The sequence below is a fragment of the Sphingomonas sp. Leaf5 genome (assembly GCF_001421155.1).
GTDB lineage: Bacteria > Pseudomonadota > Alphaproteobacteria > Sphingomonadales > Sphingomonadaceae > Sphingomonas.
Window position 1 is genome coordinate 52,629 of sequence record NZ_LMJZ01000005.1, and the last position, 26,363, is coordinate 78,991.

28 protein-coding genes and 1 other annotated feature are annotated in these 26,363 nt (G+C 62.3%); of the genes, 8 read left to right on the forward strand and 20 right to left on the reverse strand.

Features of this window, described 5'->3' with window-relative positions; translation table 11 throughout:
* Positions 1-281: 281 nt before the first annotated feature.
* Complete coding sequence (locus ASE50_RS05730) at positions 282-899, forward strand: hypothetical protein (protein WP_056396928.1); 618 nt, start codon at positions 282-284, stop codon at positions 897-899.
* A 217-nt stretch (positions 900-1,116) separates the two neighbouring features.
* On the opposite strand, the gene ASE50_RS19740 is transcribed toward ASE50_RS05730, so the two are convergent.
* The 11 genes from ASE50_RS19740 to ASE50_RS05785 form a co-directional block, all read right to left on the reverse strand.
* Positions 1,117-1,323 carry a hypothetical protein gene (locus tag ASE50_RS19740; protein WP_082438831.1) on the reverse strand — a complete coding sequence of 69 codons (207 nt, stop codon included), beginning with the start codon at positions 1,321-1,323 and terminating at the stop codon, positions 1,117-1,119.
* A 28-nt stretch (positions 1,324-1,351) separates the two neighbouring features.
* Positions 1,352-1,657, reverse strand: coding sequence for an addiction module antidote protein (locus ASE50_RS05735; protein WP_056396931.1), 306 nt, complete (start codon positions 1,655-1,657; stop codon positions 1,352-1,354).
* A 31-nt stretch (positions 1,658-1,688) separates the two neighbouring features.
* Positions 1,689-1,991, reverse strand: a complete 303-nt coding sequence (locus tag ASE50_RS05740) for a type II toxin-antitoxin system RelE/ParE family toxin (protein ID WP_056396934.1) — start codon at positions 1,989-1,991, stop codon at positions 1,689-1,691.
* A 758-nt stretch (positions 1,992-2,749) separates the two neighbouring features.
* Positions 2,750-3,160: a hypothetical protein gene (locus tag ASE50_RS05750; RefSeq protein WP_056396940.1), complete on the reverse strand. Its 411-nt coding sequence runs from the start codon at positions 3,158-3,160 to the stop codon at positions 2,750-2,752.
* Between the two features lie 392 nt (positions 3,161-3,552).
* Entirely contained in the window at positions 3,553-3,948 is a 396-nt protein-coding gene (locus ASE50_RS05755; protein ID WP_056396943.1) for a hypothetical protein, read from the reverse strand.
* 195 nt (positions 3,949-4,143) lie between these two features.
* The gene (poxB, locus tag ASE50_RS05760) at positions 4,144-5,862 is read right to left on the reverse strand and encodes a ubiquinone-dependent pyruvate dehydrogenase (RefSeq protein ID WP_056396947.1); all 1,719 of its coding nucleotides are present in this window, start codon (positions 5,860-5,862) and stop codon (positions 4,144-4,146) included.
* A gap of 137 nt (positions 5,863-5,999) precedes the next feature.
* Positions 6,000-6,209: a hypothetical protein gene (locus ASE50_RS05765; protein ID WP_056396951.1), complete on the reverse strand. Its 210-nt coding sequence runs from the start codon at positions 6,207-6,209 to the stop codon at positions 6,000-6,002.
* A gap of 284 nt (positions 6,210-6,493) precedes the next feature.
* Positions 6,494-6,703, reverse strand: coding sequence for a helix-turn-helix transcriptional regulator (locus ASE50_RS05770; RefSeq protein ID WP_056396954.1), 210 nt, complete (start codon positions 6,701-6,703; stop codon positions 6,494-6,496).
* Positions 6,690-6,893: a hypothetical protein gene (locus ASE50_RS05775; protein ID WP_156347324.1), complete on the reverse strand. Its 204-nt coding sequence runs from the start codon at positions 6,891-6,893 to the stop codon at positions 6,690-6,692. Before ASE50_RS05775 ends, ASE50_RS05770 begins: the two co-directional genes overlap by 14 nt.
* A gap of 446 nt (positions 6,894-7,339) precedes the next feature.
* On the reverse strand, positions 7,340-8,206 hold the full coding sequence (locus ASE50_RS05780) for a hypothetical protein (protein ID WP_056396963.1): 867 nt from the start codon (positions 8,204-8,206) through the stop codon (positions 7,340-7,342).
* A 338-nt stretch (positions 8,207-8,544) separates the two neighbouring features.
* Entirely contained in the window at positions 8,545-9,291 is a 747-nt protein-coding gene (locus ASE50_RS05785; RefSeq protein WP_056396967.1) for a hypothetical protein, read from the reverse strand.
* Between the two features lie 236 nt (positions 9,292-9,527).
* Positions 9,528-9,583 (forward strand) — a sequence feature (sul1 is cis-regulatory element that is thought to sense ions involved in sulfur or methionine metabolism; They are found in Alphaproteobacteria).
* A 61-nt stretch (positions 9,584-9,644) separates the two neighbouring features.
* Here ASE50_RS05785 and ASE50_RS05790 point away from each other — a divergent pair.
* On the forward strand, positions 9,645-11,132 hold the full coding sequence (locus ASE50_RS05790; protein WP_056396971.1) for a SulP family inorganic anion transporter: 1,488 nt from the start codon (positions 9,645-9,647) through the stop codon (positions 11,130-11,132).
* Positions 11,133-11,175: 43 nt separating this feature from the next.
* On the opposite strand, the gene mqo is transcribed toward ASE50_RS05790, so the two are convergent.
* The 9 genes from mqo to ASE50_RS05835 all read right to left on the reverse strand — a co-directional run bounded on the left by mqo (position 11,176) and on the right by ASE50_RS05835 (position 21,573).
* Entirely contained in the window at positions 11,176-12,894 is a 1,719-nt protein-coding gene (gene mqo, locus ASE50_RS05795) for a malate dehydrogenase (quinone) (protein WP_056396974.1), read from the reverse strand.
* Positions 12,895-13,159: 265 nt separating this feature from the next.
* Positions 13,160-13,981, reverse strand: coding sequence for a helix-turn-helix domain-containing protein (locus tag ASE50_RS05800; RefSeq protein WP_056396977.1), 822 nt, complete (start codon positions 13,979-13,981; stop codon positions 13,160-13,162).
* 415 nt (positions 13,982-14,396) lie between these two features.
* Positions 14,397-15,329, reverse strand: a complete 933-nt coding sequence (locus ASE50_RS05805; RefSeq protein ID WP_056396980.1) for a replication initiator protein A — start codon at positions 15,327-15,329, stop codon at positions 14,397-14,399.
* 137 nt (positions 15,330-15,466) lie between these two features.
* Positions 15,467-15,838 carry a hypothetical protein gene (locus ASE50_RS05810; RefSeq protein WP_056396982.1) on the reverse strand — a complete coding sequence of 124 codons (372 nt, stop codon included), beginning with the start codon at positions 15,836-15,838 and terminating at the stop codon, positions 15,467-15,469.
* A 32-nt stretch (positions 15,839-15,870) separates the two neighbouring features.
* Positions 15,871-17,055: a hypothetical protein gene (locus ASE50_RS05815; RefSeq protein WP_156347325.1), complete on the reverse strand. Its 1,185-nt coding sequence runs from the start codon at positions 17,053-17,055 to the stop codon at positions 15,871-15,873.
* A gap of 50 nt (positions 17,056-17,105) precedes the next feature.
* On the reverse strand, positions 17,106-19,304 hold the full coding sequence (locus ASE50_RS05820) for a GumC family protein (RefSeq protein ID WP_082438832.1): 2,199 nt from the start codon (positions 19,302-19,304) through the stop codon (positions 17,106-17,108).
* A gap of 13 nt (positions 19,305-19,317) precedes the next feature.
* Positions 19,318-20,028, reverse strand: a complete 711-nt coding sequence (locus ASE50_RS05825) for a polysaccharide biosynthesis/export family protein (RefSeq protein ID WP_056396988.1) — start codon at positions 20,026-20,028, stop codon at positions 19,318-19,320.
* Between the two features lie 43 nt (positions 20,029-20,071).
* Positions 20,072-21,157 carry an O-antigen ligase family protein gene (locus tag ASE50_RS05830; RefSeq protein WP_082438833.1) on the reverse strand — a complete coding sequence of 362 codons (1,086 nt, stop codon included), beginning with the start codon at positions 21,155-21,157 and terminating at the stop codon, positions 20,072-20,074.
* Positions 21,158-21,207: 50 nt separating this feature from the next.
* A complete protein-coding gene (locus ASE50_RS05835; RefSeq protein ID WP_056396993.1) occupies positions 21,208-21,573 on the reverse strand; it encodes a hypothetical protein in 366 nt (121 codons plus the stop codon).
* Positions 21,574-21,638: 65 nt separating this feature from the next.
* Here ASE50_RS05835 and ASE50_RS05840 point away from each other — a divergent pair, with 65 nt between their 5' ends.
* The 6 genes from ASE50_RS05840 to ASE50_RS05865 are packed head-to-tail and all read left to right on the forward strand — an operon-like array spanning position 21,639 to position 26,363.
* The gene (locus tag ASE50_RS05840; RefSeq protein WP_056396996.1) at positions 21,639-22,232 is read left to right on the forward strand and encodes a GNAT family N-acetyltransferase; all 594 of its coding nucleotides are present in this window, start codon (positions 21,639-21,641) and stop codon (positions 22,230-22,232) included.
* 19 nt (positions 22,233-22,251) lie between these two features.
* Positions 22,252-22,557 (forward strand): hypothetical protein, encoded by a 306-nt coding sequence (locus ASE50_RS05845; RefSeq protein ID WP_200909491.1) that lies wholly within the window; start codon positions 22,252-22,254, stop codon positions 22,555-22,557.
* Between the two features lie 2 nt (positions 22,558-22,559).
* Entirely contained in the window at positions 22,560-23,273 is a 714-nt protein-coding gene (locus ASE50_RS05850) for an SDR family NAD(P)-dependent oxidoreductase (protein ID WP_056000711.1), read from the forward strand.
* Positions 23,273-23,926 carry an MBL fold metallo-hydrolase gene (locus tag ASE50_RS05855; RefSeq protein ID WP_056396999.1) on the forward strand — a complete coding sequence of 218 codons (654 nt, stop codon included), beginning with the start codon at positions 23,273-23,275 and terminating at the stop codon, positions 23,924-23,926. The genes ASE50_RS05850 and ASE50_RS05855 overlap by 1 nt, the downstream gene beginning before the upstream one ends.
* Positions 23,927-23,935: 9 nt before the next feature.
* Positions 23,936-24,970: a ketoacyl-ACP synthase III gene (locus ASE50_RS05860; RefSeq protein WP_056397009.1), complete on the forward strand. Its 1,035-nt coding sequence runs from the start codon at positions 23,936-23,938 to the stop codon at positions 24,968-24,970.
* A gap of 10 nt (positions 24,971-24,980) precedes the next feature.
* Complete coding sequence (locus ASE50_RS05865) at positions 24,981-26,363, forward strand: class I adenylate-forming enzyme family protein (protein WP_056397016.1); 1,383 nt, start codon at positions 24,981-24,983, stop codon at positions 26,361-26,363.

A 26,363-nucleotide genomic window follows, 5' to 3' on the forward strand; every position in this document is an offset into this window, starting at 1 on the left:
CTTCGAAGTGCCGAGCACCCTATCTTCGCAGGCTGCTGCCCATGGGAAACGTGGCACGTATGCGAGGCTTCGAAGACATCGGGCTTTGGTGGAAAGCGGAACGGCCGCTTTCGGGACCTCGCTATCGGAAAGCCGACACTGGGTGCCGCGTGGGACGCATCAGAGTTTTGCATGGGCGGACGGCGCGGCTTTCTGGCGTTCGTTGGACGATGCAAAATCTGTGAGTTTTGCATCATCTGAAAAGCTGTGCATTGTAGGCCATGCCCGCGTAGGCCGATGCTATGGCCGACAATGAAATGCTGACCACGATCGACGGACCAACGCTCGCAGCAGCGTTCCCGGTCGAACATCGCGCATCGGCGACGCTGGCAGGTATGGACGTCGCTAGGCGGCTAGCACCACGGCAATGGACAGAGCGCTTCGCCGTACTAGTCGGGCGCGAGACGGTCCTGATCCCAGCTCGGCTGCACATTGCATCTCATCGATCATCCTTGGCGGAAGACGTTGACGCATGGCTGTTCACTCGTGCCTTACAGACGCGAAGCAACGACGGATTTGAGCGTCAGCGGGCCTTACGCGATCTACTCGCAGACGCTCAGCCTTGGGCGGCCCCCTTCATCGTCGCGCTAATCGGGGAGTACGTCGTTGAAATACTGGATGACATCTTTGCTGCAATGACGACCGAGATAGAGCAAATTATCGGTACGTTCATTGTCTACAATCCAAATTATTGGAACACGATCAAACGACGGGTCACCAGCTACTGGAATGTCTACTATCGAGCGAGATGGCTTGGCGGTCCAAATCGCGCAGAGCGACGGGACGAATACGTTGGCTTTAGATTGATCCAGCAGATCGAAGCCGCCGCTTACCGGTATGTGCCAACGGCAGATGAATAACTCACCGGCCAACTGCGACCGCTCGCTCGGCCGCGATGATGATGCAAAACCTTTGATTTTCGCATCACGGCCGGCAGGTTTCGGGATCGGCGGGACAAGCCTCGAATGACCGACTTTGGGCGGCAGCGGTTGCGAGGGTATGACCGGGCAGATTGCGGGTATCGGCAATTACAGGACCGGCAGATCAGGGAGGCGGCGGCGGACGGAGTGTCCGGCGCTAGTATCGGAACTGGCCCGCTTTCGTCGCGTGCTGGATGAGGCGAATTATCGCCTCGCCAGCAGCAGTCGGAATATAGCCCGCACCCCGGCAAGGCTGGCATAGCCCGCCATCATGCGTCGTTCGGCCGATCATGCGCGGCCGCACCATTCCTGCACCGCCGCATTCGGTGCACATCTCTTCTAGAACCGGCAATTCATTCGACATTCGAATCTCGATTGTTGTTGGCCACCGTTCACGCGGCCTGGACCTGACGCTTGATTACCTGCGCGCTGAAGCCAAAGGCGTTGAGCACCTTCAGCAGCGTCTCCAGCGTCGGGTTGCCTTCGGTGCTGAGCGCCTTGTGCAGGGTCATGCGCGGCATGCCGGTATCGGCTGCGAGCTGGGCAATGCCGCCACGGGCGCGGGCAACGACACCGAATGCGTGCCCGATATAGGCGCGATCGCCGCTCTCCAGTGCGTCGGTCAGCAGGTCGATCTGCGCGTCATCATCCCCGATGAGGTAGGCGGCTGTATCGAATGGCTTGAGTTCGATGGCCATGGCTTCGTTCCTTCGTTCAGTACCATGCCGGTCAAGGACCGGCATGGATTTCAGTGGCCATATCCTTGGCCAATTGGATGTCCCGATCCTGCGAACCCTTGTCGCCGCCCACCAACAGGACGATGAGCTTCGCGTCCTTGATAGTGAAATACAGGCGGTAACCTGGGCCGAAGTTGATCCGAAGCTCGCTGACCTTGTCGCCGACCGATTTGCAGTCGCCGAAGTTACCTGCTTCGATCCGGGCGATCCGGGCGGTGACGATGCCGGCCGCGCGGCGGTCCCGCAGGCCGGTATGCCATGCTTCGAAGCGGGTGGTCTGGAGCGTCGTGAACATGTGTATTGTATAGTTTACGCGGTGAGGCTTGTAAACTAAAATATACACGCCGTGCCTGATTTCCGGTTGCGGGTATCGTGCGGGTATCTTCGGCAAAAAACCGCACGAGAACGGCGGTTTTCTGCGGTCCTGCTGGATCCATGACGGACGGTGCGTCCGCCGCTAGAACGGGTGGGGTGAGTGGGTAGCGGGCAACACTGTTAATGGAATCGGACAGGGCTATCCTCATACTGCTGACGCTCGGCGATCCAGCAGTCATCTAGTAGGTTGGTACGCATACGTGCGTCGAACATCTCGAATGAGACCTCGTCGCGATAAACGAGCCTCTCTGAGACTGAACGCTCTGCGACCGCCCAAAGAGCTTGATGGAACGACCAATTAGCCAGACCCGTCCACTCGTCTTCGTCCGTCCGCTCTCCTGTCGGCTCACAAGCTGCTTCGATCGCCTGATAGACCTCAACAAGGCAGGGCTTCGCGGCGAATGGAGGGCTGCCGTTGGTCGGGGTCACGTGGACGGCCAGCGGCCACCGCTTTCTAGCACGCTCGAACAATCTCTCTTTTTCGATAGCCACTCGTCATTTGCAGCGGAAAGCTGAATGCGTGCAAGAGGGTGTGGGTATCGTGCGGGTATGGTTCGTGGAGCGGATCGCTGCAACGTCCTGTTTGTGCGGCTCGTTTTATGCACCGGCGGAGCGTACGTCCGCCTTCTCGGGTGTCTAGGCAGGCCGGGAAGTGGCACAGATCGCGCACCGGATGCTTTACCTGTTCCGCCGCCTATCAGGGACGAATGTCCAGATCCGAATCATCAGAAAGCCAGAGGCGGTTATAAATCCCGCGCCGGCAGCGTAAACGAGCGCGCTTGGCACCGCAGATTTGATTTTGAAGATCCAAGCGATGGCGACCGCCGCAGCCAATACGCACAAGCTTGGCAGGGTCATGCCCTCGAACCAAAGCAGCTTTCCCCGCCGTTCTGCGAAATAGATTAACGCAAGTGGCAGCAAGGGCAAGGCCGACCAAAGGCTTGCGATTTCTGTCACGCCCGCCCAGTCGAGGACAAGCCAGCCTGCGCTGGCAATAAGGAACAACGCTGCGACCTTCGGGCTATTCGTAGCGTCTCGGGCGAGTAAGCGTTGCGAAGTTTCAATTACGCTCATCTGCTTGGCATCCAAGGACTGACCAAACCCACGATACGGTCACCATACCCATGCTCGCAACGGTTATAGCGATGCGCGGGTATCGCGGGACAACCTACGGGTATCGCCTGCCTCGGAAACGGCAGATATCCGCGCCCGCGGCGGGCGGTACGTCCGCCGTAAGACGAGCGAAACTTGAGGCGAGGAGAACGCTTTGGTTACCGATCAATGTGACGGGTTAAATGAGAAGAGTGCAGCACCTGCAACTGCCAATAAACCGAATGCGGCAGCAGCGATGATAAGTAGGCAAATACCAATCTTAATGAACTTTTGAACCATCGCATCACCTTCCATCTAACGGGAAACCCCGGGGTCGTACGGTGGCGGAATGTCCGGGAATGGTGGGAAGCGGACATAACTCGTCGCTCTTACCGCTTTCTGATGCTCACGAGCTTTTCGATCAGGACGGTGCGGGTTGCGTCGCCTAAATACCGTTTCTCATGCCGAGCGTTGCTTACCCGGCCTAAAATCTCGACCGTGAACGTTCCCCAAACCGGCTCGGGCTTCTTCCAACGAACCGTCTCCCTAGCGGCGACGTCAAGTTCCTCACAGCGCTGCCCTACGCAATCGATGGACGCACCGTCGTCTAGAAGAGGCGCGGTGCCTCCGACGATGTGGCACTGCTCAAACCTGCTGTTCTCAAAATTCGTGAACCACTCGCAAACGAGGTGTTGCCGTGGACCAAAGGCCGTCCCCTTGACCGTCACGGGTTGGCTTGCCTGAATGGATGCCGATGCCAGAACGGCTGCGATGACCTGCCACATGCCCACACCATAATGCGGACGCGAACGTCCGCAATTGGCGAAACCGGACATTCCGACCGGTCATCAATCCGACATGTCGACACCTCTACAGTTCGTCTTTTCTACCCTCGCCAAGAAAACCGTACCACCTCCGCCAGTTAGTAAGCGCGTGCCGATCGCGACGAGCGTGACCGGCACCGCCGCCAACCGCCACCCTCACCGCAACAAATTCGCCTTGGCCAGTTCCACCACCTCATCCCCGCGCCCGCTCATGATCGCGCGCAGCGTATAGAGGCTGAACCCCTTGACCTGCTCCGCCTGGATCTTGGGCGGCATGGCGAGTTCGAGCGTCTCGGTCACCACATCGACCAGCGCCGGGCCGTCATGGGCGAAGGCGGCGCGCAAGGTCGCTTCCAGTTCGTCCGACCGCGTCACCCGCGCGCCGAAAAAGCCCATCTGCGCCGCGACCGCGCCGAAATCCGGGTTCTTGAGGGCGACATTGGTGTCGACATAGCCCGCCGCCTTCTGCTCCAGCTCGACAAAACCCAGCGTCGAATTGTTGAAGACGACGATCTTGATCGGCAGCCGCATCTGCACCGCGGTCAGCATGTCGCCCATCAGCATGGTGAGGCCACCATCGCCCGACAGCGACACGACCTGCCGCCCCGGATAGGCCGCCTGCACGCCCAGCGCCTGCGGCATCGCGTTCGCCATCGACCCATGGTTGAACGATCCGATCAGCCGCCGCCGCCCGTTCATCGTCAGGTAGCGCGCCGCCCACACCGCCGGCGTGCCGACGTCGGCGGTGAACACCGCATCGTCGGTGGCGAGGCAGTCGACCACTTTCGCCACGAACTGCGGATGCAGCGGCTTGTCGCCGTCGCGGGCGGTGGCGAGGTCGTCCAGCCCCTCGCGCGCCGTGGCATAATGCGCCCGCGCCCTGGTCAGGAAACGGTCCGACCGGTCGGGCGCGATCTGCGGGGTCAGCAGCGCCGCCGCCTCGCGCACGTCGCCGACGATGCCGATATCGATCTGCGCCCGCCGCCCCAGCGCCGACGGATCGCGGTCGATCTGCGCGATCTTCGCCTTTTCGGGATAGAAGTTGCGATAGGGGAAATCGGTGCCGAGCATCAGCAGCGTGTCGCACTCCATCATCGCATGATAGCCCGACGAAAAGCCGATCAGCCCGGTCATGCCGACGTCATACGGGTTGTCCCATTCGATCCATTCCTTACCGCGATAGGCATGGACGATCGGGGCCTGCAGCGCCGCCGCCAGCGCCACGACTTCGTCATGCGCGTGCGCGACCCCCGCCCCGCACAGCAGCGTCACCGCCTTCGACCCGTTGAGCAGGTCGGATAGCCGCGCGATCTCGCCGGTCTGCGGCACGATGCGCGGGGGCAGGGGGGTGGCGAAGTCGGCGCGGGCATGGTCGGGCGCGGCCTTCAGCGCGACATCGCCGGGAATCACCAGCACCGCCACGCCCTGTTGCCCGATCGCGGTGCGCAACGCGCGGTGGAGCAGTTCGGGCAGCTGTTCGGGGGTCTGCACCATCTCGCAGAAATGGCTGCATTCGCGGAACAGCTCGGTCGGGTGCGTTTCCTGGAAATAGTTCAGGCCGATCTCGCTCGACGGGATATGCGCGGCGATGGCAAGCACTGGCACGCGGTTGCGCTGGCAATCGAACAGCCCGTTGATCAGGTGGAGATTGCCCGGCCCGCAGCTGCCCGCGCATACCGCCAGCTTGCCCGTCGCCGCCGCCTCGGCCCCGGCGGAAAAGGCCGCGACCTCCTCATGCCGGACATGCATCCATTCGATCCTGCCCGACCGGCGCAGGCTGTCGTTGATCGCGTTCAGGCTGTCGCCCGTCACGCCCCAGATCCGCTCGACCCCTGCGGCGATCAGCGTGTCGGTGATGAGATCGGCGATCTTCATGGCAATTCCCTCGAATGTTCGAGGGCGGAACGAGGGACGGGCGGTTTGGCTTCGTCGGCGTGGTTGCGATGATGGCAAGCCGGGTTTCACGGAGGCGGCGGACGGCGCGCGGCGGCCCGCGCCACGCCGTCGTCACGCTATTGCACGGTCGTCCCGACGATCGCGGCCTCGGCCACCCGCCCGCGCCGACGCTCCAGCATCTGTCGTTCGGACACGGGATTGCCGAGCGCCACCCGATCCCCCGATCGCGGGCCGATCCTGTCCTCGACATAGCCGATGGCGACCATGCTGCCGAGCACGACCGCGGCAAACGCGCCCGCCGCCACATATCCGGTACGCTTTTTCATGAGGCCGATCCCGATACAGAGGGAAAATACCCCCCGAAAACCGGCACTGGCCGGTTTGGCTCCCCGCTATTTCCCGGGGTCTACCGCGATCATACCGATCGCCGACCCCTTACCATATTCCCGCACAGGCGGGGGTCGGCCAAAGGATGTTTATAAACAGATGCTTGGGGTCCGTTCCGACGATGGTCGGAATAATAGCCTGACGTCGAAAATCTTCTCGATTGGGATCGGATATCGGGAAACCAGAACCTTCCCGATAGTGCGTCAAACGGCTTCGAGAAAGGCTAAACGGAAAGCGAGAATAGTTCCTCTACAGTGGTTTCGAGATGACGGGCAAGTTTCAACGACAGGGTCGTTGAGGGCACGAAAACACCGTTTTCGATCGTGTTGATCGTCTTGCGGGTCACGCCGACATGATCGGCCAGTTGCTGCTGCGTCAGGCCCGCGCGGGTTCTATGATCGCGCAGGTTCGGCGTCAGTTCACTTCCCGACATATTCGAGGTCTGCGAACGCCAATGCAGCGCCGATAATGGCAGCGGCAAGAGCGATGATGGCGATCGTTGGTGTAGCGAAACCAGCCATCGACGGCCGGAACGCCGTCACGCCAAGACCGACCAGAGCGATGACAAAACCTACCCGGGCGGCACGGTGCTGGTTAAGCTGGACCAATTCGTCGTTCAGCATAGCCCGCTCGCGCTTGGTCCACCGCAGCAGGCGGGGTGTCCCGAATGTCCAGACCAAGCACGCGATAAGGAACACCGCCATCAGGAAAACGGCCGCGACGATGTGCTCGCTTCGGGGCGGGTAACTGCAAATGCGGTGAAGCCAATTGCTGCGACGGCAATGAGCAGCACGTTGCGGCCTCTCCGATCGGCAAACGACTCAACAGTTCGACGCGACATATCATCCTCCATGTAACGCATAGGTTACCTAGTAACCTATGCGTTACATCGCAAGGGTAATTTGCTGAGCCATTCCCGAAAACGAAGGTTCAGAAAAACAGCCGGGCGGTCCGTGCCGATCAGACGTCTGGTCCGATGCGCTTTCCCATAACCTGTTCCCGAATGGGTTTCCCGAAATTCCCCGATGGACATGGAGAACAGGGACGCACCGGCGCCGCCGGTGCCGGCTCAACCCTTCCCGGTTTCCGCCGATCGATACTGCCCAGCCATCAGATCGGACAGGATGCGGCGGACATGCTGTACCTTGACCACCGACGCGGCGTTCGTATGGGGATCGTCCATATAGCGGGTGCCGAGCAGATAGCCGTCGGGCACGCGCCGCAACGCGCCGGCCAGTCGCGCCGCCGTCGCGTGACGCCAGATGGTCGGGTACGGAAATCCGTCGATCTCCGCGACCGCCTGCAGCGATGCCGGGCGACGGATATCGTCGGGCGGGATGGTATGGGCGAAACCATAACGGTGGCCGAGTTCGGGGTCGTGCGTGATCGCGGCGGCGTTCAGCACGCTGATCGCGCCGACGACATACAGCCCCATCGGGGTGACGAGCGGCGCCTCGCTCAATTCATAGACGCTGAGATAGACGTCGAGCGCCGCCGCCAGCAGCGCGTCGTCGCCCGGCACGACGCCCGCGCGCGGAAAGGTCAGGCCGCCATGGACGAACCCGTCCAGCATCTGCCGCAGCAGCGCCAGCACGTCGTCGCGCATCGCGATCATCGCCGGCAGGTCGGCAAAGCCGTCCGGCAGCCGCAGGCCGTCCCCGTCCGCCTGGCACAGCCCCTGTCCGGCAAGCGCGATGCTCGCCCGGCGGATGCTTTCGCGCGGGCGGCGAAGCGATGCCGCCAGCGACGAGATGCTGCACCGTCCCCCCGGCGTCGAGCGCACCGCATTGCGCAGGAGCAGCACCAGCAGCGCGCCGCTGTCGAAATGACGCCCGGCGGCGCGCATCGCCGCCGATCCGGCATGGAGCTGGAAATGGTTGATCAGCCGCGTCGCCTGACGAACCGGAACGGGCGCGCCGACGTCAGGCAAGAACATGGGGATGATTCATCGGCACGGCATAGGGTTCGATCGAAGCCTCCGGCACCGGCGTGACATGCCGGTGCCGTGATGGTCGGCGGAGCGATGCCGCGACGGACGGGAAAGCGGCCCGCCGCGTAGCGGTCACCCGCAGGTGATGACGGCGGTACGACATGGTCGAAAGCCGCTCCATAGCGGGATGACATCGGACCTGCCCGTTCGTGCCGAGTAGGGACCGGACGTGTCGGAGACCCGTATCGAAGCACCCGCCCCGAACCGCCCGTCGATACGCTGTTTCGACAAGCACGACAGCTCCGCAGGACAAGCGGACGGGTCTGGCGTCATCACCCTCCGAATTACGGCGTTTCGACGGTGTAGGTGTAATACACGACGCCACCGATTTCGGTAATATCGGACAGGCTGACCGACGACGCATAGGAATCCGTCATGGTGATCGTGCCGATGATCTCGCCCTTGCCCGACGTGATATCGAAGACGGCGGTCTTTCCACCGTCCTGATAGCGCAGGCCATCGACGTTGCCGTCATCGTTCGCATCGGCCAGCGCGTGGGTCGTGACGATCTTGCTGCCATAATCGAAATCGGTGACGATATCGTCGCCGATCCGCAGGCCGAGCGCGTTGTCGACGAACAGCGCGCCGCCCTTGGTCGTCAGGACATCGTCCTGTACGGTGCCTTCCACGCCGGTCCCATGCTCTTCCAGGAACAGGCGCAACGCGCCGGCCGCGGCATAGGCATGCTGGCCGCCGAATTCGCCGAGATAGCGCAGTTCGCCGATCGAATCCTCGCCATCGGTGATGCGCAGTTGGTCGTTGCCGGCCTTGCGCGCATTGACCCGGTCGATGTCGAGCAGGCCGTTCTTGCCGAAGCCGATGAACCCGTCGCCGTTTCCGTCGAAGATCTTCCTGCCGGTGATCAACGTGTCGGTCTTGCCGAAACCGATGATATTGTCATCGCCGACATCGCCGTTGGCGACGACGAACGCGGTGCGCCCGGCGGCGCCATAATGGGTGTCGATGACGTTGTTCGCTTCGATCCGGATGATCTCGTCGACGTTCAGCAACGCATAGGTCGTTTGTATCATGGCATATTCCCCCCTGAACCGGATGCCGGCGGATCGCCGCCCGGCGGTCAGGGGGCTGGCCTAACCGGCATCATATTCGGTGGCATCACGCTACTTGCCCAAAATGAGAAGCGGGCGGGGATCGTCCTGTCGTGGGACGATCCCCGGTCCGCGCCCGGTGTCGTTCGTTCTGCCGGCGATCGGGCCGCGGCCCCTTGCCTGTCCGCCCCATCGCCCGCTATGGGCGGGGCATTCGCCCTGGACCCGGTGCAATTCCGGGTGGCTATTCCGGCCGCCGATCCGCCGGACAACATCGCACATGACCTGAAATCCCGCGCCCGATCGGGTGCCATGTGGCTTGATGTGGATTTTCCATGACCTTCGATTTTACCTCCTATCGCCGCCAATGGTTCGGCGGCCCCGCGCAGATGCGCCGCGACCTGCTGGCCGGCATCGTCGTCGCGCTGGCGCTGATCCCCGAAGCGATCGGTTTTTCGATCATCGCCGGGGTCGATCCGCGCATCGGCCTCTATGCCTCGGTCGCGATCGCGATCACCATCGCCTGTATCGGCGGGCGACCGGGCATGGTCTCGGCGGCGACCGCGGCGGTCGCGGTGCTGGTGGGACCGCTGGTCCGCGACCACGGCGTCGAATATCTGTTCGCCGCCACCATCCTGATGGGCCTGATCCAGATCGCGGCCGGGCTGCTGCGGCTCGACCGGGTAATGCAGTTCGTGTCGCGATCGGTCATCACCGGCTTCGTCAACGCACTCGCCATCCTGATCTTCATGGCGCAACTGCCGCAGCTGATCGGGGTGACGTGGCACAGCTATGCGCTGATCGCGGGCGGCCTCGCCATCATCTACCTGCTGCCGCGGGTGACGCGGGCGGTGCCGTCGCCGCTGGTGGCGATTTTGGTGCTCAGCGTCATCAGCATCGCGCTGCACCTGCCGGTCAACACCGTCGGCGACATGGGCAAACTGCCCGAGGGGCTGCCGAGCTTCGCATGGCCGCAGGTGCCGCTGACGCTCGACACGCTGCGGATCATCCTGCCCTACGCGCTGACCATGGCGGCCGTGGGCCTGCTGGAATCCCTCCTGACCGCGCAGATCGTCGACGACATGACCGACAGCGACAGCGACAAGCGGCAGGAATGCGCGGGTCAGGGCGGTGCCAACATCGTCGCCGCCCTGTTCGGCGGCATGGGCGGCTGCGCGATGATCGGACAGTCGGTCATCAACGTGACCTCGGGCGGACGCGGGCGGCTGTCGACCTTTACTGCCGGGGCTTTCCTGTTGTTTTTGCTGGCGGTTCTGGGGCCGTGGGTCGGGCGCGTGCCGATGCCGGCGCTGGTCGCGGTGATGATCATGGTGTCGATCGGCACGTTCAGCTGGAACTCGCTGCGTAACCTTCGTCACCATCCACCAACCTCGTCGATCGTGATGCTGGTAACGGTCGCCGTCGTCGTCGCGACGCGCGACCTGTCGCTGGGCGTGCTGGCCGGGGTGCTGCTGTCCGGCGTGTTCTTTGCCGGGAAAGTGCAGCGGATGTTCGCGGTCGAGCGGGCCGTGGGCGATGGCGGCGTCACCTACCGCGTGACCGGGCAGATCTTCTTCGCCTCGGTCGACCGCTTCCGCCGTGCTTTTGCGCTCGAGGGGGCGGTGCCGGTGACGATCGACGTCACCGCGGCGCATTTCTGGGACATTTCCGGGGTCGACGCGCTCGACAAGATCGTCGCCCGCCTGCGCCAGAACGGTGCCGAGGTTACGGTGACCGGCTATAACCGTGCCAGCGCCGATCTGGTCGACCGCTTCGCGCTGCACGACAAGACCGGCGTCGAACTGGGCGTCGTGCCGCATTGAAGGGGCGGTGCAGGGGGAGGCGATCCCCCTGCGCCGCCCGCTTTCACAACGCCTGCTGCTCGCGGTTCAGGCTGCGCGCGGGCGGGGTCGCGACCGGGGCCGGGGCGGCGGCACCCGGACGGACAGTGGCCGGCACCTCGACGAACGGCAGCTTCAGCGTCTCGCTGGTCATGCGCCGGATCTGGTTGGTGAAGGCCGGATCGTCGTTGAGCGTGCGGCCATAGGACGGGATCATCGCCTCGATCTTCGGCGTCCAGATGCTCGCCAGACGCTGCGGGAACGCCTTTTTCAGTACCTCCAGCATGATCGCGGGCGAGGTAGAGGCACCGGGCGACGCGCCCAGCAACGCGGCGATCGTTCCCTGCTTGTCGGTCACGATCTCGGTCCCGAACTGCAGCACCGGGCCCTTTTTCAGGTCGCGCTTGATGATCTGCACCCGCTGTCCGGCGGTGATCAGCTTCCAGTCGCCCTGTTTGGCGTTCGGGAAATATTTGACCAGCTCGGCCTGCCGATCCTTGTCGGTCAGCATCGCCTGTTTGACCAGATACTGGACCAGCTCGGCATTTTCCGCGCCGACCGCCATCATCGGCCCGACATTGTCCTTGTACACGCTGTTGAACAGGTCGCGCCACGATCCGTTCTTCAGAAACTTCGTGCTTTGCAGCGCGAACAGCCCGAACAGGATCACCGACTTGCCGTCGAGTTTGCGCGCATCGAGATGCGGCACCGACATCGGCGGCGATCCGGCTTCCGCCTTGCCATAGACCTTCACGTCGTGGCGCGCGGTCAGCGTGGGGTTTTCGAAGGCGAGGAACTGGCCGCCGACCGGGAAGCCGCCATAATCCCTTGCCTCGGGAATGCCCGACATCTGCAGCAGCTTGAGCGACGCGCCGCCTGCACCGATGAACACGAAGCGCGCCCGCACGGTGCGGTCCTTGTTCGTGGTCAGGTCGCGTACCGTCACGTTCCAGATGCCGTCGGCCCCGCGGTTGAGCCCGCGAACCTCATGACGCAGTTTCAGGTCGAAATTGGGGTTTTTGGTCAGCGCGGTGGCGAGCTGGCGGGTGATGACGCCCCAGTTCACGTCGGTGCCGATCGGCATATAGGTCGCGGCGACCTTTTGCCCGGGGTCGCGGCCCTCCATCACCAGCGGTGCCCAGGCGCGGATCTTCGCCGGGTCCCGGGTATATTCCATGCCGTAGAACAATGGGTTGCGAACCAGTGCCGCCTGCCGCTTGCGCAGATAGTCGATATTGGCGTCGCCCCAGACGAAGCTCATATGCGGCGTCGGATTGATGAAGTCGCCCGGCGCTCCCAGACGCCCCGTCTTCACCTCATGCGCCCAGAATTGCCGCGCGACCTCGAACTGTTCGGCGATCACCACCGCCTTGCTCGTATTGATGCTGCCATCGGGGTTTTCGGGGGTATAGTTCAGCTCGGCAAAGCCCGAATGGCCGGTGCCGGCATTATTCCACCCGTTCGAGCTTTCCTCGGCGACATTGTCGAGCCGTTCGAACAGCGCGACCCGCCAATCGGGTTCGAGTTCCTGCAGATAGGTGGCGAGCGTCACGCTCATCACCCCGCCGCCGATCACCACCATGTCGAGCGGGCGGTCGTTGTCGGCCGCGGGGCCCGCGGGCGAGGCCATCGGCCGGAACAGGAAGGCGATCGCGGCGAGCAGCAGGACGATGAAAATACCGAGCGCGATCTTGGTCTTGCGCCAGCGGGACCGGCGTGGTGCCGGCGCGGAGGATGCTTGCATGGAATGAATCCGTTGGAAGATAAGCGCGCGGGAACGCCGTGTTCGGTTCGAACCGCGCCGGAAAATCCTCTTGTAGAACGCGTTATACGATCCCTTGATGGCGCGCAAATCCGCCGTTCCCATGCAATAGTATGTAACATTGGGCCACCCACGGTTCCGCCTGCTCTCCCCGGAGAGCATCGCGCCGGCGATAGCCGGTGCGTCCTGCACGTCTCGGTGCGGGAGGTGTGCGTATGGTTCGAGGCGTTTGCGATCAGCAGGGCCGTCAGGCTTGACGCCGGCGGCCGGCTAGGCCGACGACATTGCTCGGTGATTCTAATGACTCTAACAGCGGTTGCGGATCGGAATGAGACTCGCAGGCTTCGCGATCGATCGCTGCCCCCAGCGAGGCCAATACCCGCCCGAGCGCACCGCCGACGCTGACCTCGGCCAGTTCGCGACAGCTGAGCGTCGCGCGCATCGCCGCCAGCTCGGCGACGGCGACTTCGCGATGCGCTACCGCATCGTGCGGCAGCGGGGCGGGATGGAACCGGCGCGGCAGAAACCGCAGCAATCCGCCCGGCAGCAGCGCCCGATAGATATTCGACGTCTGGCGATAGCGTGGCCCCGCGCCGACGTTGCGACAGAAGCGCCGCTGGCGAACGAGGAACCCCGCCGCCTCCAGTGCCGCCAGCGCCCGCGCCACCGTCGCCCGGCCGAGCGCGGTCGCCTTTGCCAGATGGTCATAGGTCGGGAACACCCGCCCGCCATTCAGCCGGGCCAGCGTGCAAATCTCCTCGAACACCCGTACCGCGCCGGCGGTCAGGCGGCACAGCACCGTCTCGGCCGCGGTCAGCATCCGCCCCTCGCTGCGCGCCGCGCGCCGCCGCGCCCGCCCGGCATCGAGCGCGGCGCGCGCCATGCGCAACAGCCGGTCGGTCTCGCCCTTGGCGGGCACCGCGAAGAAATGGTCCTCGACCGTCCCCGCCTCGACGCTGCCGCGCCGGACGGGTGCGCCGGTGCGGTGCAGCGTACCGCTGCGTGGCCGTTTGCCATGTGCCGGATCGGCCATGCGCGCGATCGCCTGCGCCAGGATAAGCGCCATCATCGTCCCCCTTGTCCGGGGCCGCGACAAACAAGCAAAAAAGGGGCGTGGCGCGAAACGCGCGTCCTTGAACCGACAAGCGATCGGAGGTATTGGAGAAGGCCTGTGAGAGCCGGTTCGACGTTTGGCGACGTCGCTCCAAAACCTGGGACGCCCGGCCTTCGTGCCGGGCTTTCCTTTATGTGGTCACGGCCAATTCCCTGTCATCCCGGCCCCACTGCCGGTTTCAGCGACCTTTGCAGATCAAATCCAACATCGGAAGCGTTCCCGGTTCGTGCTTTCGAGTAGGAAAGCGACAATTACGTTCGTTTCGGCGCAAATCACCGCCGACGATTCGTGCTTTCGAATAGGAATATGACGGTACGTTCGTGCTTTCGGGTAGCAAAAGCCCGGTTCCATTCGTGCTTTCGAATAGGAATTAGACAGCCGGAGCTGCCGCCGATTCGCTCGCATCCGAATCACCCGCCTCATCGGTGCCGAGCGCGCGCGGGCGGCGAGTCAGCACCACTTGTACCGGCGCCGCCCGCCGCCCGCGCCGGGGGGCCTGGTCCTCGGGAACGTCCTGCTCGATCAGCTCGAGGTGATAGTCGGGGATGCTGTCCGATGCCGCTATCTGCTTCAAAGCATTACGGAAATTGGCAAGCGGGTTCTGATAGCCGATCTGCAGGCGGAAGGTCGCGAGGTCGGTTTCCAACCGGTCCTCGCCGCTCGAGCGCGCCACTTCATAGATGCGCCGCTCGATCGGCCCCAGCTGGAAATAGGCGGCGGCATAGTCGAGCACGTGCCGGTCGAGCAGGATCGCGCGGAACAGCCAATCGCACAGGCGCACCTTGACCGCCTTCAGCCGCCGCTCGCCGGCCCGCGTGCGCGAATAGTGCAGCTTGGCTTCCGACAGCCATGAGAAGAAGCCCTCCTCGCCTTCGCCGCCCGCCTCGATATTGGTCTTGATCTGCGTACCCTGTAGTCGTTCCAGCGCCTCAGACAGTCTTCCGTACGACCGTGCCGAGTGATTGGCCCCGGTCACCGTGAACAGATCATGCGCCGTAAAGACGAAGTCCTGCGTGACCGTCTCACCGATCTCGATCTTTGCCAGCATCAGGCTAGCGATATACAGCACAATTTCTTTGTCATAGATGGTCGCGACGCCGCTGGCCGACGGGCGTACTTCGATCGATATGGCATTTGCCTGATAAGTCAGCGGCTTCATCCACGCATTCTTGGCGAGCGCGAAGAATGGAAACGCCATCAACGACCGCTCGCCGCGAATTTCGGCGGTCAGCGGGCTGTCGAGCCGGAACAGATCACCCTGCGGACGGGCGGGCGTACGCGGGGCAGAGGGCTTGCGGGTCATGGGGCTATTCTACTCGAAAGCACGAAGATGCGATGGGAAGCGGGACCTGCCCGTACACGCACGCCGGACAGACCGGCGATCATTCGTGCTTTCGAGTAGGAAATAGCCGGACGGAGCACCATTCCGCCCACCTTGGATCACCGGCGTGGACGCCCGGCGGTACGCGCCTGATCGCCGGCAACCGCGAACGGCGAGGTCGCATTGGCCTGCGGGTCGTAATAGCGATCGATGCGGTTGCGGATACGCGACTGGACCCGGTTCTGGATCCGGCCGTTGATCCGCCCCATTGGCTCGATCCCGACCTCGGCGGCAAGTTCCTCGCGCGTCTGGCGCTGTCCGGTCTGACCGGCCGCGGAGCGCGCGGTTTCACCCTGGCGGGTCTCCGGCAACGGCTGCTGGACCGGCGCGGCAGGTTCCTGCGTATCGTTTTGATAGCGATCCTGCGCCGCGACGGGGGCGGACAGATACAGGGCCAGCAGGAACGGGACGATGCGCATCGCATCGCTCATAGCCCGATCCGCCCCCCGTCGCATAGGCTGGTTCAGCGGCCCACCGGCCGCAGCCGAATGTCGTCGATCTGTCCGCTCAGCCCCGACAGCTGCTCGGACGGCCGCGCGACCAGCAGCAGTTGCTGGACCGGACAGCCCGCCGGCACCGTGAAGCGCCCCGCAAACCGCCCGTTCGCCTGCGCCGAATTAGGCACGGTCACCCGGCCCAGCTCGCGCCCATCGGGGCAGGTCAATGTCCAATAGGGCAAGGCGTTGTCGGCTTGTTCGATGCCGAGACCGCGTCCTTCGATCGCGTAGCTGCCCGGTGGCAGCAACTGCGTCTGGCGCAGGATCGCACCACCAAGATTGGGGGGTACCGCAAAGTCGAAGATGCCGCCCTGCTCGCCACGCTGGATCGTAGCCGACACGCCGCTATCGGTGATCGGCGTCCAGTCGAACGGCGTCGGCGATTGCAGATTGGCCGTAAAATCCGGGTCGCGCGTGACGCGCCGGTCGGCACCCGGCGTCAGCGCAGCATAGAAGCGCCATGCGTCGTCGACATGTCTCTCGGCCAGCAATCGACCGACCAAGGTTGGTGCCGCCCCGATCGGCAGGGCGATGCCGCGGCGCCGGACGGCTTCGAACAGATTGGCGGTCGCTCGCGTGTCGGGACCGGTTCCGGCGACGAAGCCCAGGAACTGCTCGCTCCATGCAGGCCGCCGCGCCAGTGTCGCGATCAACGCCTGCCGGATTTCAGTATCGCTGATCGCCGATGCCAGTACCGGGAACAACAGGTCGGGTGCGATCCGCGACGTGCGTAGCGCGATATCGTAGTTGCGTAACGCACCCGGAATGTCACCGCGACCGACCGCATCCTCAATCGCCCATAGCCGGGTGCGCAGGTCGCGCCGCGACAGTTTTTCCGAATACGCGAAAATACGCCGCGCGGCCGCAGTATCGCCGCGAACCTGCGCATTGATCCCCAGCGTCGCAACCGCCGGCACGGCGGTCGGATCCTGCCGCAGCGCCAGCAGCGCCAGTTCGTCGGCGCGCTTGCGATCGGCCGGAGTCGCATCCGGACCGGATAGCTGCTCGGACAACAGGGCCGTGATCCGACCATCCCATGGTGCCAGTGCATGCGCCCGTGCCGGCGCGGTGCCGCGCATCATATAGGCCAGCGAATGGGCGACCGAGACATAGCCCAACCCGGCTACCGCGATCGCGAGCGCCCCACGCACCCCCCATTCAGTCGCCGACCGCCGGGGACGGGTTGCGCGGCGCTTCGCCATCAGCCCTTGGCCTCAGCGGCTTTGTCGCGGCCATAACCATAACCATATTCATAGCCATAGCCGTAATGCGCTTTGCGCGCCTCGAACTTGGTCAGCACCCCGCCGAAGATATGCGCGTTGGCCGATGCAAGCCGCGCCAATGCAGTCTTCACCAGCGTCGAACGGATGCCATGCGATTCCACCGCATAGACCACGCCCTCGACCCGGCTCGCGATCAGTGGTGCATCGGCAAGGCCCATGACCGGCGGGCTGTCGATCACCACATGATCGAAATGCTCGTGCAGCCGTTCGATCAGCAGCGACAAGCGGTTGCCCGTCAGCAATTCGGCGGCGTTGGGCGGGATCGGCCCGGCCGACATGGCGGTGAAGCCCAGATCGGTCATATCGAAGGTCAGCGGCGCAATATCATCTTGGCCCGCCAGGAAGTTGCTGAGGCCATGGTCGTGGCTCACCCCGCCGAGGTGATGGACGGACGGCGAACGCATGTCGCCATCGACCAAGATTACCCGCTTGCCGCTACGGGCCAACATGGTCGCGAGCGCCAGCGCGGTCGTCGACTTGCCTTCCGCCGGTCGCGTCGAGGTAACCGACAGCGACCGCGGCACGCCATGTTCGGTGGTGAAGGCAAGGTTCGTCTGGATTGCCAGATAGGCATCGACCAGATCGGACTTGCGATCGAGCAGCGCCTCCTTCGGCGTAACCCCATCGACCTTCGGGACCGACCCCAGCAACGGCAGACCAAGCCGCCGCTCGACCTCCGCCGGATCCGCTATCGCCTCGTCCATCTGTTCGAGTGCGAAGGCCAGCACCGCGCTGATGCCGAGACCCGCGATGAGAGCGATGGCAAGGTTGACGAGCAGGCGCGGACTCGACGGCTTTTGCGGCACATCGGCCTGGTCAACCACTGAGACGTTGTTGACGCCAACACCACCAGCGACGCCAATCTCCTTGAAGCGCTGCAACAGTCCTTCGTATAGGGCGCGGTTGGTATCCACCTCTTGTTGATAGATATTGTACTGGATCGATCGCCGCCGCAGGTCGAGATAGCTGCTCTTGAGCTGTTCGACACGTGCCTGCAACGCCCGCTCGCGTTCGACGGCACCGCGATAATCGGTCTCGAGCGAACCCGATACCCGGCGCTCTTCGTTAGCGATACTGCGATCGAGCTGGTCGATCTGCGACTTCAGCGCCTTAACCGCCGGATATTCCGGTTCGAACTGGATCAGCAGCTTCTGGTATTCGGCTGCGAATTCGGCACGGCGCTGACGCAGCGTGTTGATCGCCTGATTGCGCAGTGCTTCCGACGAAGCACCGGCCCGACCGCCCTCGCGGTAACGCGCCTCGGCCGCGATGCGTTCGGCCGTGGCTTGGCTCAACGCGGTATTAAGCGAGGCAAGGTCGTCAGCGACAATCGAACGTTCCGACGTAGTACCATCACCATTCTGCTGCGCGGGGAGGTTAATGATCCGCTCCTGCGACGCATAGGCAACCAACTGCCGCTGACTTTCGTCGAGCCGCTCCTTCTGCTGTGCCAACTGCCGTTGAAGCAGGTTGCGGCCGTAGGAGGTCGCCTGCACCTTGCGTTCCAAGTTAGTCTGTATGAACGCGTCCGACCACGTATTGACGATCCTTGCCGAGAATGCAGCATCCGGGCTGGTAAAGCGGATCTCAACTAGGCGCGATAGTCGGGTCGGCGCCACATCCAGATGGTCACGCAGGATTTGCCCCGCAGTTCGCTGACGAATAGGGCGCCCGGCAGCAGGATAACGTCCATTGACCAACTGAAAGGCCGGGTCGTTAGACGAAGATCCAAAGAGTTCGTAGAATTTGGGATCATCGACAAGTCGCAGCTGGCTCGCTACGCGCTCGGACAACGCACGCGACCTTAGCAAGCCATATTGCGTTTGATAGAATTCCTGATCCGCAACGCTCGTTTCGCGTTCCACACCTTGAAAATTGGTTACTTGGCTAGATTCACGTGAAATTTCGATCGTTGCAGATGCCGTGTATTTTGGCGTCATCAGCAACGTTACGATCAAGCCAAGAAGAACGAACGCAACCGTCGTTCCCAGGATAACATAGCGCCAACGGATCGCGATCCGCAGATACTGGCGCAGTATCGAACTTTCGTCCTTGGCCGGCACGGCAAGCGTCGGCGATTGAGAGCCGCTACGCGGACCGGAAACAATGGAAGTCATGTCGGCAAGGGCCTTATTGCAGTATCGCGATCAACGGAGCCGCCAGCAGCGGCGAAACCGAAACGAAGTCACGGAACAGGCGACGCTGCGGTGAATCGCCTACGACGATGACGTCGTTGGCAAAGACCGGAGGATCATCATAGGCCCCCTCACGGATCGCCGCGACGTTGTACAATCCGGCCATACGGCGGTTGTCGACCGTGCGCAGAATGACCACGTCGTCTTGCCGGGCAAATTCGGACAACCCTTTGGCGGAAGCGATGACCCGCATCAGCGTCATCTGGTTGGTGACAGGATACAGGCCGGGTTCGACGACCTGCCCGTCAATCGTCACCACTTGGCTCACCGAGCTCTTGATATTAACCGTGACTTCGGGATTGCGAACGTAGCGTGCGCGTAACGCTGCCTCAATCGTCAGCGCTAGTTCTTCGGCAGTCTTACCGCGCGCGTCTATGGTTCCAGCGAGTGGCATTGCGATCCGCCCGCTGGAGTCGACCTGCATTTCGCGGTTGAGATCGGGAACGCTGAACACGGTCACTTCGATGGTGTCCAGAGGACCGATTAACGCTGGCCGGTCCGCAGCAGTCAGATCGTTGCGGTTCGGCGGTGGTAGCGCCTGACTGTCCTGTACGACGGTCAAGCGCGCGCTGGATTCCAGCGGCGTACGCTTAGCGCATCCGGTAAGCGCGACTGCCATAAAGAAAGCGATACTGATCTTACGCATGCGCTCGGAATATTCCGCAAATAAGGGGGTTGATATCGGCCGCCTATAGATGTTGGTCCTGTCCGGGTAAAGCTGACTGCCGGACACTGCCATTGCCGTGCAGCCACAATCCCGCCAAGACGACGACGGCCATCATCATCGATGTGCGGGCAGGATAATCGACGACGCTGGCCAGAACCACGAGCAGCAGCAGAACAGAACCTAACATAGGCAAGGCAGACCCGCCGATACGGCGTGCGCGCAATGCACGCACCCCGGCAAACGCCAGCCATCCGAGAGCGCCCAGCAGCATGAGAGCGCCCGCTAAACCGCTATCTAAAATAATTTCCAGGAAATCATTATGCGCATGGTTGAAATAGGTGAACTTCAGTAGATGGAACGGTTCATGTATCCGGAAAATAGGATCAAAATCTCCGAACCCGGATCCGAACGGAAAATAGGTCTTGATCATTGAAAGTACAGTCGGCAGCCCACGACTACGCATATCCTCAGCCGCTTCGGTTGCAAGCGCCCGATTGATTGCAACTGCACGGTCAGCAGCGACGCTCATCAGGACGAAAATAGCGATCATCGCGACGAACGCAGCGATTAGTGTAGGAAGAACCCAGCGTGGGGCACGCGCTAATACGCGTTTCAGGTCGCGCCAGACCAGCATTATACCGGCAAGCAATCCTAGTAGTCCGAGGGCAAGGCCGGCACGCGAACCGGTCGCAAGGATTGTCAGGGCGAACAAGACCATCAGTCCCAACGCAACCGGACCTCGCCAACCGGGATGCGCTCGACCTCCCAGTGCCCAGACCGGAGCAAGTGCACAACCAAAGGCTAGGAACAGGGCGAAATGGTTGCGATTGGCGAAGTTTCCGCTGATCTGACCGATCGTATCGTTGATAAGCGGATTGCTCAGCACGCCGCCGGAAAACTGGAACAAGCCATAGAGCATCGAGGCAAAAATCAGGCCTAGCAGTATCGCGGGCAGATGGGCGCGCTCCTGATCACTGGCACCGCTCGCCAGTACCAGCACCACCAGCGGCACGATCAGGGAATGCAACGCATTGAACGTCGCGCCTGGCACCAGCGACCACGGACGCCATTGTTGCGGATCGCTTCCAAGAGCGTCGGCAAATGGCATGCGGCCGGGTAATGCGTGCCAAAGAGCAGGGGGAAGGGGAACCAGTTGTATCACAACCAGAAGAATGCCCCCCCCAGCAACAGCCACAACGGCTTGGCGTTAGCGAAGCTAGGCTTTGGTGCCAGCAGGATCGCCAGGATCAGCGACAGCCAAGCAACGCTACGAACAATGACCTGACCCAAGACATCGGCACGGGAACCGCCCCCTGCTAGCCATAGGACGGCCAGCAATCCGCACAGCAGCACGAACGAAAGGCTGGGCATGGCAAAGGCAGGAGAACGGCGACGTGGCTGCATGGCAGCGACGCTTAGGGGATCGGCACGATCAACGGAACCACCGATGGCGATTGCCAAGAGAAAATGAGGGATCGTCCAAACGATCAGCAACCCTAACTCCGAAATCCACAGAGCGTGCATGCAGCGGTTTACAATCCGGCAGCTTCGCTCCTAAGGGGACGCTCATAGCAGACTGGACAGGTGCGGTGCACGAACCCGATTTCAGCCGACTGGAAGGCGAGTTTGTCGACTTGCTGCCGCTCGTGCCCGATCATGCAGATGTGACGTTTGGCTGGCGCGGTGGTACGCGTGCCAGACTGCTGAACCGTGGTGCCATCTCGGTTGAACAGCAGTGCAACTGGATCGCAACTCGTCCTAGCAGCGAGCGCAATTATCTGATCGTACTCAAGGATAAAACGCCGGTCGGCATGGTGTCGTTGGTCGAAATCGATATGGTGGCACGCAAGGCCGAGCCCGCTCGCTTTCTGATCGGTGATGAGGATGCCGTTCGCGGCGTTCCGGTCGCCGCTGAAGCGTTGTTGCTGCTTTATCGTCACGCTTTCGATGTGCTCGGGCTGCACCGTTTGTACGGCACAGTTGCCGCCCCCAATCAGCCGATGATGAAATTCCACGAATACAGTGGCATGCGTCGCGAAGGTGTGCTGCGGGACCATTTGTTCCTCGACGGCGAATTCCACGACGGCATGGTATATGGCCTGCTGGAACCGGAATATCGATCGGTGACGATCCGCCGGCTTCAAGGGCTGGTCGCCATGGGACGTCGCACGTCTCAACCCTAATAATTTCAGGAGATTTGCTGTGTCCATTACCAAAGATCGCGCGCTTGAAATCGTTCTTGCCGCGCTTGCCAGTGCCAATGAGGAACTGGACGCTTCCGAACAAGTCACGGTAGCACCCGATACCCAGTTGTTCGGTGCCGATGCGCAAATCAACTCGCTGACGCTGGTGTCGCTGATCGTTGATGTCGAACAGGCGGTCGACGATGAAACCGGCCAGTCGATCAGCCTGACCGACGAAGCGACCATGAACCGCGATCCGTCGCCCTTCCGTAACGCCGACACGCTGTCCGATTATATCGTCGAGCTGTCGAACACTCGCGGCTGACGATGACACAGGCGCATGCCGGCAAGGTTGCCGTCGTCAGCGGCAGCCGTCGCGGTCTTGGGCGCTTGATCACAGAACATCTGCTGGAGCAAGGCGTCACGGTTCATGGCATAGCCCGCGGCGAAGCAAGCTTCGAAGCGGCGGGATATACGCATCATGTCGCCGACGTGGCAGATGCAGCTGCGGTGGATGCCGTCTTTCGTCACATTCGTGGCGAACGGATGGGATTGGACTATCTGATCAACAACGCCGGCGTTGCGACGTCGGGGTTCGCGATGATGTTGCCGCCGACAGCGGCAAGTGAGATGGTATCGACCAATCTGCTCGGCACGTTCCACCTTTCGCGGGCGGCCGCGAAGCTGATGACGAAGCGTCGCACCGGGCGCATCGTCAACATCGGATCGATCATGGCCGTCGTGGAACCGGCCGGAGGTTCGATCTATGCCGCGACCAAGGCAGCGATCGAAACCTTGGCACACGTCCTTGCCAAGGAACTGGGGCCGGTCGGGATCACCTGCAACACGCTGGGTCTATCGGTGATCGAAACCGACATGCTCGACACACTGTCGCGCGATCTGTTGAACACCATTGTCGCTTCCATGCCGATCGCCCGCCCGGCAACTCCCGCAGACGTGATGAACGTGCTGGACTTCTTGTTGTCCGACGCAAGCGGGTACATCACGGCACAAACGATCTATCTCGGCGGCCTGCACTGATGGTCGAACAGGTCGGTCATGGAATCTGGGTCGTGCGCGCCGGAGCCATCGTCGCGAACAGTTATATTCTCGATGCCGGCCCCGGCCGTGCCGTGCTGGTCGACGCCGGAATGGATGGTGAAGCGATTCAGGACGCCCTGACGTCTCTCGACCGGGTACCGGTTGCGATATGCTGTACCCATGGTCATTTCGATCATGTCGGCAGTGCCCGGTTCTTCGTCGAACGATACGCCATCCCGACCTATCTTCCTCGCCTTGACCTGCGTGTTGCCAAGACCGGCAATGGCCTCCTTATGCTGATGAGGCGGCGGGACCGTATCACCTTGCCCAACTTCGAGCTTGTGGATGACGGCTTCACGCTCGATGTCGGAGGAAGCCCGCTACGCTACCATCATACTCCTGGACACACTCCGGGCAGTTCGATGCTGTCCTGGTGCGGCGCATTGTTCACCGGCGACACGCTTTATTCGCGCGGAATGGGCCTTGCCCGCCGCCCCAACGAAGATCTGGACGGCATTCGCACCAGCATCCAGCGCATGTGGCCGATGATCGTCAAGCACCAGATCCACCCCGGCCATGGACCAAGCGGAGAGGGTGCAGTCATTGTGATGCAGAATACGGCGCTGCGTACATTCCTCGAAACCCCCTGCTGAGGTCCCGACATGCACGATCCCTCCGGCAAGATCGCCGCACGCATCGCCGCGATCGCAGTCCATCTGCCCGAAACGATCCTTGATAACGGAACGCTCTCGCGCGACTTCCCGATCTGGCAGGCCGACCAGATCGAAGTGAAACTCGGTATCCGCGAACGACGGATCGCCGGGGCCGACGAAACGGCGGGGGATTTGGCCGTTGCCGCGGCGGAAAAGCTGTTCGCCTCGGGCGCGATCGAACGGGATCAGATCGATTTCCTGCTCGTCTGTACCCAGACCCCGGATCATGCGATCCCCGGCGTAGCCTGCATCGTACAGGACCGCATTGGGCTTTCCAAGCGAACCGGCGCGCTGGATGTGGCATTGGGCTGTTCAGGCTATGTCTATTGCCTGTCGCTTGCCGCCGGACTGATTGCAGCGGGAGCGGCCCGCCGCATCCTGTTGATCACGACGGACACCTATTCCAAGATCATTCACCCCGGTGATCGATCGGTCCGCCCCCTCTTTGGCGACGGTGCCACCGCTTCGCTAATCGAAGGAGATTTAGAAACCCGATCGCACATCGGGCCGTTCGTCTTCGGAACCGATGGCAGCGGCGCACGGCACCTCATCCTCGAAGCGGGCGGAACCCGTCTGCCACGATCGGAAGACACGGCCCGTTCGCGTGAGGACGCCAGCGGCGTGGTGCGCAGCGCAGACACGCTGTCGATGAACGGGCCTGCAATCCTCGCCTTTACCAATCGTGAAGTACCAAGCAGTTTCGACGCGCTTCTGGCAAAGGCGGAATGGTCACGGGACGGTATCGACCGCGTGATCGCCCATCAGGCGAACAAGTTCGTGCTCGATACGCTGGCCAAGAAGCTGCGTATCCCGGCCGCGTTGCTCCCTCACCGGTTCGCCGAGACGGGAAACACGGTTTCCTCGACCATCCCCATCGCCTTGGCCGCCCTGCATGAAGAAGGCTCGCTCAAGCGGGGCGAGAAGATCGTGCTGCTTGGCTTCGGCGTGGGCCTTTCTTGGGCAGGCGCGGCCCTGACCTGGTAGGAGTACCGATATGGAAAACACTGATATCGTGCAGACAGCTCCGTCTGCGCACCCGCTCGACTGGTTCGTCGAACGATTGGCCAGCGGCGGCGATCGCATCGCCTTCATCCACCGTGATAAACGGATGCGCTACGACGAAGTCGTGGAGCGGATCGCATACCATGGCCGGCACCTCGAACAGGTCGGGATCGCCAGGGGCGAGATCGTCTGCGTCCTGGCGGATTACTCGCCCGATGTATTCTGTTTCATGCTGGCTCTGGCCAAGATCGGCGCGATACAGGTTCCATTGACGACCGAATCCGTTGTCGAACGCTCGACCGCGCTTTCGGTTTGCGGCTGCGACTGGCAGGCGACATTCGATGCCGCCGGACGCGAAGTGACGATCGAGCGGTATGCGCTTCCCGCGGACAACGCGCTTCTCGACCAGTTCCGCGAGCGGGGACATCCTGGCCTGATCTTGTTCTCATCGGGATCGACCGGCACGCCCAAGGCGATCCTGCACAATATGGTCACCGTCGCGGAAAAATTCCGCGTACCGCGTGCCGCGACCATCGCCATCGCCTTTCTGATGATCGACCATTTCGGCGGGATCAACACGATCATCGCCATCACCTCCAGTCTCGGTACCGTCGTGACGGTCGGCGACCGGTCGGTCGGAACGATCTGTCGCGCGATCGCCGATGCCAGGGTCGAGCTGTTGCCGGCAACGCCCTCGTTCCTCACCATGATGCTATCATCGGGGGTCTGGCGGGATCATGATCTGTCGTCGCTCACCCGGATCACCTACGGCACCGAAGTCATGCCGCAGTCGACGCTCGACCGGATGCGGCAGGTTTTTCCGAACGTCGAATTCCAGCAGACCTACGGCTTGTCCGAAGTCGGCGTATTACGTTCGAAATCGCGCCCCGACGGTTCGCTCTGGGTTAAACTAGGCGGCTCCGGCTTTGAGACCAAGGTTGTTGACGACGTGCTCTGGGTCCGGTCGCAATATGCGATGGTCGGCTATCTCAACGCCCCTTCGAAGTTCGATGCGGAAGGGTGGTTCAATACCCAGGACCGGGTCGAACAGGATGGCGAATGGGTCCGTATCCATGGCCGCGTCACCGACCTCATCAACGTCGGCGGACAGAAGGTCTATCCGACCGAGATCGAGGACGTTATCCTGACGATACCGAATGTCGCCGATGTCGCGGTTTTCGGCGAGGACCATGCCTTGCTTGGCAAGATGATTGTTGCACGCGTATTGACGGTGAAACCCGAAGCCATCAGCGATCTTAAGAAACGCATTCGCACCGAATGTTCACAGCGCCTTGCCAACTACAAGGTACCCAGCAAGGTAATCCTGGCGGACGGTCCGCTATATTCCGGGCGGCAGAAGAAACTGCGGGGATGA